The 9,340-nt window shown below is 49.5% G+C and carries 3 protein-coding genes and 3 rRNA genes; 3 read left to right on the top strand and 3 right to left on the bottom strand.

Annotated elements, in window-relative coordinates:
- Positions 1 to 126: 126 nt before the first annotated feature.
- From V512_RS11600 to rrf, 3 genes are all read left to right on the top strand, one after another.
- Positions 127 to 1,655: ribosomal RNA gene (locus V512_RS11600) — 16S ribosomal RNA — on the top strand.
- 75 nt (positions 1,656 to 1,730) lie between these two features.
- Positions 1,731 to 4,658: ribosomal RNA gene (locus V512_RS11595) — 23S ribosomal RNA — on the top strand.
- A 33-nt stretch (positions 4,659 to 4,691) separates the two neighbouring features.
- Positions 4,692 to 4,808: ribosomal RNA gene (gene rrf, locus V512_RS11590) — 5S ribosomal RNA — on the top strand.
- Together the 16S, 23S and 5S rRNA genes form the textbook arrangement of a ribosomal RNA operon.
- A 613-nt stretch (positions 4,809 to 5,421) precedes the next feature.
- Here the strand turns inward: rrf and V512_RS11580 are convergent.
- The 3 genes from V512_RS11580 to V512_RS11570 all read right to left on the bottom strand — a co-directional run bounded on the left by V512_RS11580 (position 5,422) and on the right by V512_RS11570 (position 8,933).
- Positions 5,422 to 6,450: a hypothetical protein gene (locus V512_RS11580; RefSeq protein ID WP_099830618.1), complete on the bottom strand. Its 1,029-nt coding sequence runs from the start codon at positions 6,448 to 6,450 to the stop codon at positions 5,422 to 5,424.
- Complete coding sequence (locus V512_RS11575) at positions 6,447 to 6,965, bottom strand: hypothetical protein (RefSeq protein WP_099830617.1); 519 nt, start codon at positions 6,963 to 6,965, stop codon at positions 6,447 to 6,449. The genes V512_RS11580 and V512_RS11575 overlap by 4 nt, the downstream gene beginning before the upstream one ends.
- A 162-nt stretch (positions 6,966 to 7,127) precedes the next feature.
- Positions 7,128 to 8,933 carry a hypothetical protein gene (locus V512_RS11570; protein ID WP_099830616.1) on the bottom strand — a complete coding sequence of 602 codons (1,806 nt, stop codon included), beginning with the start codon at positions 8,931 to 8,933 and terminating at the stop codon, positions 7,128 to 7,130.
- Positions 8,934 to 9,340 lie beyond the last annotated feature (407 nt).

Here is a 9,340-nt window from a genome sequence, read left to right as displayed (position 1 = left end):
GGGTAGGGGTACTGGTAATATAGGAATTGCTGACGCGAAGTTAGCGTTAGTGGTAAGAGCGAGCGAAGGAAGAAGGGTCATTGAAAAATGGATAGCAATCCAGCGAGTTTCGAAAAAAATGAGTCATGGATGGAGGGTTTGATCCTGGCTCAGGGTGAACGCTGGCGGCGTGCTTGACACATGCAAGTCGAACGGTATGTGGCAACACATAGAGTGGCGAACGGGTGAGTAACACGTGGGAACGTACCCTACGCAGGGGGATAACTGACCGAAAGGACAGCTAATACCGCATAAGACCGAAAGGTGAAAGGTGCAACTGCACCGGCGAAGGAGCGGCCCGCGGACCATCAGCTAGTTGGTGGGGTAAGAGCCTACCAAGGCAACGACGGATAGCCGGCGTGAGAGCGTGGCCGGCCACAAGGACACTGAGATACGGGTCCTACTCCTACGGGAGGCAGCAGTGCGGAATTTTAGATAATGGAGGCAACTCTGATCTAGCGACGCCGCGTGCAGGAAGAAGGTCTTCGGATTGTAAACTGCTGTGGTAAGGGAAAAATGCCATGTAGAGTGGAAAGCTACATGGAGGGATGGTACTTTACTAGAAAGCCCCGGCTAACTACGTGCCAGCAGCCGCGGTAATACGTAGGGGGCGAGCGTTACCCGGAATCACTGGGCGTAAAGGGAGCGTAGGTGGCCTGACATGTCAACTGTGAAAACCCGGAGCTCAACTCCGGACTTGCAGTTGAAACTGCCAGGCTTGAGGACGGTAGAGGAAGACGGAACTGCCAGTGTAGGGGTAAAATCCTTAGATATTGGCAGGAACGCCGGTGACGAAGGTGGTTTTCTGGGCCGGTTCTGACACTGATGCTCGAAAGCCAGGGGAGCGAACGGGATTAGATACCCCGGTAGTCCTGGCCCTAAACGATGTTCACTAGGTGTGGGGAGCGGAAAGCTTTCCGTGCTAAAGCTAACGCAATAAGTGAACCGCCTGGGGAGTACGCCCGCAAGGGTGAAACTCAAAGGAATTGACGGGGGCCCGCACAAGCGGTGGAGCGTGTGGTTTAATTCGATGCTAAGCGAAGGACCTTACCAAGGTTTGACATGCTGATAGTAGTGAATTGAAAGAGGAACGACCACACTTTGTGTGGAGTCAGCACAGGTGGTGCACGGCCGTCGTCAGCTCGTGCCGTGAGGTGTTGGGTTAAGTCCCGCAACGAGCGCAACCCCTGCTCTTAGTTGCCAGCGGTAAGGCCGGGCACTCTAGGAGGACCGCCGCCGACGAGGCGGAGGAAGGGGGGGATGACGTCAGGTATCGTGCCCCTTATATCTTGGGCGACACACGCGCTACAATGGGTTGGACAGAAGGGACCAAGACAGCGATGTGGAGGAAATCCTCAAACCAACCCCCAGTTCAGATTGCAGGCTGCAACCCGCCTGCATGAAGCCGGAATCGCTAGTAATCGCAGATCAGCCAAGCTGCGGTGAATACGTTCCCGGGCCTTGTACACACCGCCCGTCAAGCCACCCGAGTTGGTAACACCTGAAGATGAGTATCCTAACCGTAAGGAGGGAGCTTGTTTAGGGTGGGATTGGCAAGGGGGGCTAAGTCGTAACAAGGTAGCCCTACCGGAAGGTGGGGCTGGATCACCTCCTTTCTAAGGAGTTTACATCGGATTGCTATCCATCTTTGAGTGANNGAAGAAGTAGAAGCGAGTCAAAGGAAGAAAGAAGGTAAAGGTATAAAGGGCTCACGGAGGATGCCTTGGTAGCGGGAGGCGAAGAAGGGCGTGGCCAGCTGCGAAAAGCCGCGTGTAGGTGCAAGCGACCATAGAAGCGCGGATGCCCGAATGGGGAAACCCACTAGGCAGAGATGTCTAGTATCCTGAAAAGGAAGCGAACCTTGCGAACTGAAACATCTTAGTAGCGAGAGGAAGAGAAATCGAAGAGATTCCCTGAGTAGCGGCGAGCGAAACGGGAAGAGCCTAAACCTATATAGTGTAAGCGTACGGGCGTTGCTATATAGGGGTAGAGGGATATATACGGGCCTGACCGTACAGGGCCGGGAGAAGCTAAAGGCTAGTCGAACTATCTGGGAAGATAGACCGGAGAAGGTGAAAGTCCTGTAGGCGAAAGTCAGAGGCTATCCTTGCATATATCCCGAGTAACGCGGGGCACGAGAAATCCCGCGTGAATCTGGGGAGACCACTCTCTAAGGCTAAATACTACCTGCTGACCGATAGCGGAAAAGTACCGTGAGGGAAAGGTGAAAAGCACCCCGGGAGGGGAGTGAAAGAGTACCTGAAACCGTGAGTCTACAATAAGTGGGAGCACGAAAGTGCGACCGCGTGCCTTTTGATTAATGAGCCTGCGAGTTACCGTAACTGGCGAGGTTAATCCGAGAGAGGAGAAGCCGAAGGGAAACCGAGTCTTAATAGGGCGGAAGTCAGTTGCGATAGACCCGAAACCGGGTGAGCTATCCATGGGCAGGTTGAAGGTGGGGTAACACCCACTGGAGGACCGAACCAGTTAGCAGTAAAAAGCTATTGGATGACCTGTGGATAGGAGTGAAAAGCTAACCGAACTCGGTGATATCTGGTACTCCTCGAAACGTGTTTAAGCACGGCCTTGCATGGTTAGTGGAGGGGGTAGAGCACTGATTGGGCTAGGGGGGCGACCTCCAACCCCAGTCAAACTCCGAATACCTCTACTCAAAGTGCAGGAGACAGACTGCGAGCGATAAGGTCCGTAGTCGAGAGGGAAACAGCCCAGACCACCAGCTAAGGGCCCAGAGAGATAGCTAAGTGTTAAAGGAAGTGGAGAGTCAAAGACAGCTAGGATGTTGGCTTAGAAGCAGCCATCATTAAAAGAGTGCGTAACAGCTCACTAGTCGAGACTCACCGCGCCGAAGATGTAAGGGGGCTAAAGCTATCCTCCGAAGCTGTGGAACAGGAAACTGTTGGTAGAGGAGCATTGTGTTGTAGGGAGAAGGCAGACCCGTGAGGGCTGTTGGACGAGGCACAAGAGAGAATGCAGGCATGAGTAAACGAGAGGAGAGTGAGAATCTCTCCCCCCGAAAGCCTAAGGGTACCTGGGCAAGGTTCGTCCTCCCAGGGTTAGTCGAGATCCTAAGGGGAACCCGAAAGGGGTAGCCGATGGGAAACCGGTTAATATTCCGGTACTGGCGTGACATGAGTTTTGGGGTGTGACACAGGAGGATAGGCGTTGCGTACTAGTTGCATAGTGCGTCTAAGTTTCTAGTCTGATGATCGCGGCAGGGAAATCCACCGCGGGAGGGTGAGGAACGAATGGGAGTTCCTTCGGGAGCAACAACGTTGAGTTCATACTGTCGAGAAAAGCATCGCAAAGCGTTTGAGTGTTAAGCCAATCGTTCTGAAAACCGACACAGGTAGGCAAGCTGAGAAGGCTAAGGGGAGCGGGATAACTCCTGTTAAGGAACTAGGCAAATTGGCCCCGTAACTTTGGGAGAAGGGGTACTCTGGCTGGTTAAGAGCTGGCTGGAGTCGCAGTGACAAGGCAGCGGCGACTGTTTACCAAAAACACAGGGCTCTGCGAATTCGAGAAGAAGACGTATAGGGTCTGACGCCTGCCCAGTGCTGGAAGGTTAAGGGGAAAGGTTAGCGCGAGCGAAGCTTTGAACCGAAGCCCCAGTAAACGGCGGCCGTAACTATAACGGTCCTAAGGTAGCGAAATTCCTTGTCGGGTAAGTTCCGACCTGCACGAATGGCGTAACGATCGCTGCACTGTCTCAACAGGAGACCCGGTGAAATTTCAGTCTGGGTGAAGATGCCCAGGACTCGCAACTAGACGGAAAGACCCCATGGAGCTTTACTGTAGCTTGGTATTGTGCTTTGTTGTATGGTGTACAGGATAGGTAGGAGGCGTAGAACCCGGTTCGCCAGGATCGGGGGAGCCAACGGTGGGATACTACCCTCCATACAACGGAGTACTAACTTGAGAGTGTGGAGAGCACAACAAGGACATTGCTAAGTGGGCAGTTTGACTGGGGCGGTCGCCTCCAAAAGAGTAACGGAGGCGCGCTAAGGTTGGCTCAGGTTGGTTGGAAATCAACCATAGAGTGTAAGGGCAAAAGCCAGCTTGACTGTGAGACTGACAGGTCGAACAGGAGGGAAACCTGGCCCTAGTGACCCTGCGGCCCTGAGTGGAAAGGCCGTTGATCAACGGATAAAAGCTACCCTGGGGATAACAGGCTTATACTGCCCGAGAGTTCATATCGACGGCAGTGTTTGGCACCTCGATGTCGGCTCATCGCATCCTGGGGCTGGAGCAGGTCCCAAGGGTTAGGCTGTTCGCCTATTAAAGCGGTACGTGAGCTGGGTTCAGAACGTCGTGAGACAGTTCGGTCCCTATCTGTTGCGAGCGTAGGAGACTTGAGAAGGGTAGCCCCTAGTACGAGAGGACCGGGGTTAGTGAACCTCTAGTGAATCAGTTGTCGTGCAAGCGGCAGTAGCTGAGTAGCTACGTTCATGAGTGATAACCGCTGACAGCATCTAAGCGGGAAGCACGCTTCAAGACTAGGTCTCTCAGGATCGTTCGAGAAGAGGACGTAGATAGGCTGGAGATGTAAGCACTGTGAAGTGTTCAGTCGACCAGTACTAATAATCCGATTCCTTTACCTTATTTCCCTATGTACTCTTGAGTGAACAGATATTCTGGGTGAAGATACCGGGGCGGGAAACACCCGGCTCCATACCGAACCCGGCAGTTAAGCCGTCTCGGGCCGATGGTAGTATGTGGGCAACTGCATGCGAGAGTAGGTATCGCCCAGATGTTATACAAGAGGAGAGTCTTTTTGACTCTCCTTTTTGTTTGAAAACCAGTTCCAAGTTGTGAGTTGCAAGAATAACGAACGAGGTTCGGGGTTGGAAGAGCAAAGGATCAGTTGCAAGATGCAGAAGTGATGCTGCCTCCGGCAGGAAGTGAGGCTCGCTGCGCGAGGAAGTGATGCCCGGAGGAATATCCGGGGAAGTGATGCTGACGCATTCGCGCCAGGAGGGAGAAAGAATTTCCGAGGTTGCGGATAGCGGGTTGGGGATTGGACAGAGCAAAAAGACTGGTTCTCCGTTGAATGGTTCTCCGCATGTTTCATATTTTGCTAGATTACAGGATTGGCATTTTGCCGTAGAATAACTGGCTTACAATAAGAAACGCAGCAACAATTGGCGAAGACTACTTGCGGCAAGTCACCGTTTTTTATCGGACCGGCATTTTTCTGCCTAAGCAAGAATATGAAATTGGGGGTTTTAAGCACTTATATCCCGGTCTTCATGAATTCTTTCGAGTGGTTTTTCACATTTGTATACTGGCCAGTAACTTACTGTGCAGTATACAGACCGTTTTTCCGTTGTAATGGAACTTTTTTGAGTGAAGCTTAATCTTCCTCTACCTCAAAAGAAAGTCAACCGGAAGTTGTCCGATCAAATCGATCAGTTCCGCCTCGGTAGATGTCTTGATTAAGATTATCTGCTTACCTTCTCTCCATTCGTTAACTATTACAGGCAGTTCCGAAGACGAGAACTCCGGCAGATATTCTTCGATATAAAGTGGCATTTTGTCGGGATAATCGAGTGAGTAGAGGACTACGACGAGTTCCGTCTCCAGAAATCTTTCGTATTGTGAATTGCCAAGACTTAGAAAGCCCTTTCTTGAAAATCCTTTTATGAATCTCTCTTCGAATACTCCCACAGGGTTGCTCATCCCATAAACTAGAACTGAGTTTTTCACTATTTCGACATCAGGAACATTCTCATCGTTTAGTGGGCCGTCCAAAAAGTCCTCGGGCAGTTCTCTGATTATTTTCATCAATTCGTCAGTTGTATCTGTCATTATAAGAACAATTCTCCTGCCGTCCCTGATTTCGTTCAGGATTACGGGCGTTTCCGAAGACGAGAACTCCGGTATAATGCCCAACATGTAGTCGGGCATCGTGGCAGGCTGATCGAGAGAGTGAAGGACTATTATCCTCTGAGTACTCATCACTTCGTCTATATCGGCGAAGCAGAGATCGAGAAGCCTCTTGTTAGAAAGATGTGCCGTGAATCTATCATTGAACAGCTCAACCGGACTCCGTTTTCCAAAAATGAGAGCCGAACTTCCTATTACGGTTGAGTGACCGGTGAAGACTCCGGATGGCCTCGTCTCTCCGGTAATGAGGTCTATATAGTCGTATCCCGGATTGTTATAGACTGAAGGATCAAAGATCCAGAAGAGATCCATCATCATCTGCCAGTTCTCTTTTTCGTTCTTTGCCCCAGAATCCCATACCTCAATAGATTTCGCAAACACATAGTACCCATCGGGGAGCGAGAAGTTGTTTCTGTCATAATTAAGGTATAGCCTGCCGGAAGTCGAGTCTACAAGATACCATTTTTCTTCTAAATAGACTTCGACAAGAATGTGACCTACTATCATGCCACTGTTTGATTTCTTTCTTGCTCGATCCAGTCAATCCGAGCAGTCTGGATGAATACGGAAGGAATCCCCTTTGCCCTTGCAAGCGACACGAAAGCCAGTCCATAGTCTGTGCAGCCAGTTACTCCCCCGGTTGTTATGATTTCATGTGATGTTCTGCCAAACTTCTCTCCCTCAACTCCCCTCAGGTTTCCCATCATCCAGCCGTATATCTCTTTAATTGTCGACAAATTCTTATTGTCATTAAACTGATCGGCGATCGCGGCAATCTCATCGGTGATTCGAGTCTGTGGGCCACATTGCAAAAACAGCTCTGGATAAGAATAATCGACATTGAGAAAATACCCTCTGAAAACAGCAGCTTCGATTTCATCGTCGTTCTTGAATTTCTCGATATTAAACTGTTCTACAGTCTCTTGTTCGACAACCTCGGCTACAGTGAAATACTGCAACAGACCACACCCTGAGAAAAGAAAGACACTCAATAAGACCAAAATCATTAGTAGTTGCTTCATTGTTACACCTCCTGTTGATCTTATTGCAGATGTTTTATGAAATCCATAGACATACTGGAAACTCCACCAGCAGTATTATTCTAAGCCCACTTTTAGCAAATGGAGCAACGAACCGTCATCTACAGCTCATTGCTCCACAATTCATCTCGAATAAGTTCGCTCTCAGTTATCCAGCGAGATCGACTTCGGAAGGTTAACTACGGCGCCGCCAAACGTTGGGTCGGGAAATTCAATTCCTTCGAGCATCTCATAGTTTATAAGGGTAGGGAAGAAGCTTAAGAGATCGGAAAAGCCCTCGGGGTGGTCGAAAATATTGTATAGTCTCAGGATAATCGTGTTACCTTCTTCATCGACTGGGATTTCAGTATCGAGATCTTCTCCGTTCGGTCTTATGTAGTCCAGCAGCTCTTCCAATTCGTTCGCGTTTTCTGAAAGGGTATCGTAAGCGTCCTGATCGAACGGGATGTACCACTGTGAGGTCAAGTTGTGCTTGTTGCCTTCGGTCCGTGTGTCCTTCAAGAGATCCTCTGCCAGCAGCATCGTCGTTTCAGGTATCTCCAAAGCGATATCCCTTATCGAACTCAGCCATAGAGGACTTTCGAAGGGGTTCCTGAATGTCAAGAAGGACGTGCCAATAAATGCTTTAACTTCTGACGCGTCGATATTTCCGTCGCTATTTGTATCGATTTCCGGAGGATCTATCTCATCATCGGTGTCTTCGAAATACTCCATGAAAGCCTCCGATGGTTCAAGATCATAAATGGTCAATGCTCTGGCGCTTGAAAGAGCACTGCCAACCAGCATTTTTAGAATCGCTATCTCTCCTTCATCGATTACGAGATAATCGTTCTCATCGAATCCAGGAGCGTCCTCTATATCCAACCCCTGTGAGATCATGAACCAGAAATCGAGATCGAACACTGCGTCACCGCCACTGGGATCAACCTCGATCGAGACTATGTGATCACCTTTTGGCTTCTTCTCCAGGAAAAGGATATCCGAATAGAGACGGAAGTTTTCTGAGTAGGTTATGGAATCATTTTCACTCACTACTTCAAGTATCAGCTCTCTGTCGCTTTCAACAACTCCATCTTCGTCCCAATCGAACTCATTTAGGAATACCTTTACTACAATACTCATCTCTCCGCTCAAATAGGAGATATCGTCCCAGACTTCCTGAAGGCCATCGGCGTAATCCTCCATTTCCTCCTGAAAATCGGTGATCTCCCCGCAGAGTGAATAATCGGAATTTTTGGCTATAGGCCGACGAGAAGAAAGAGCATTTATCAGAAGCTGCGGTTTTCCAAGAATCAACGCCGATTTCAGCTTCATATTCAGTAGTTTTGCGCGCATATCAGATGAAAGGCTCTGTGCGATTTGATCAGGATTCGAGACGAGGTTTTCGAAACTTGACAGTATTTCATCTCGATCCATTGTCCCTGCAATGTCAAGGGAACCAATCTGCGAATTGTATATGTCTAGAAGTTTCAGCAATTGCGGAATGGCCTTCATAGCTCCACGAATCGCGTGTCCTTCGGGATTCTCAGGATTCCTCTTCACGAAATCATCAATAATCTGTTCAAACTCTTCGGCAGTCTCTCCCGATAACTTGATCTCAGCCTCTTGACCTTCCGGAATGGGACTTACGTTGATCCGGAACTCTGCAACTCCGCTCTTGCCTTCATCACTTGCGCTTACTCTCACTTTAAAAGGGCTGTTTTCGCTGTCACCGGGCAAAGACGTAAACACATAATCCCTTCCGTCGATTCTGCCCGGTCCGCTGCTTATCGAGAATGATATCCCGTCGGAAACAGATGATAAAACAAACTGGCTAAGGCCAATAACAAGCTCCTCACCCTCTGTCACCTGCTGATCGGGAATCTCAATCTTGATAGCTCTGAATAGAGAGCAGCCGCCGAGCGCTATCAAGGTAAACAGTGAAAAAAACACAAGACTCTTCTTGAACATTCCTTTTCCTCCCTTCTATATGATGGTATTGAATAACAGCATTTGGTTTACTTCATGAACCCTTTCGATTCAATCTTACACTTCATACATAAAAACACAAAAAACTCTACTTGCGACTGCCATGAATCGTAAGGATAAGTTGCTAGATGCAAGTTGCAGTGTGCCAAGAAGGCGAAGAAGGAAACTTCTAGCCATGCTTAATCGAAGATGAGGGAGGGCCCCTCGAAGCCGCCATGCAGGTGGAGGCTTCAAACCACCGTAAGCTGCTGTGGTAAAGAGCCATGGTAGTGAACGTTACGGGAAAAGGCGGGACAGTGATCCCGTCAGGTGAGTACCAGAGGAGACGAATACAAGTGAACCACCGTGAACGTGTCGTAACGACCTTTAGTGTCATCTAAACCGGGGGG

Source organism: Mesotoga sp. Brook.08.105.5.1 (assembly GCF_002752635.1).
Taxonomy (GTDB): Bacteria; Thermotogota; Thermotogae; order Petrotogales; family Kosmotogaceae; genus Mesotoga.
This window is presented reverse-complemented; position numbering and strand designations above follow the sequence as displayed.

What these genes read in the sequence shown, in the direction of transcription:
- V512_RS11575 (WP_099830617.1), bottom strand. Translation starts at nt 6,965, where the DNA reads ATGAAGCAACTACTAATGATTTTGGTCTTATTGAGTGTCTTTCTTTTC.
- V512_RS11580 (WP_099830618.1), bottom strand. Translation starts at nt 6,450, where the DNA reads ATGATAGTAGGTCACATTCTTGTCGAAGTCTATTTAGAAGAAAAATGG.
- V512_RS11570 (WP_099830616.1), bottom strand. Translation starts at nt 8,933, where the DNA reads ATGTTCAAGAAGAGTCTTGTGTTTTTTTCACTGTTTACCTTGATAGCG.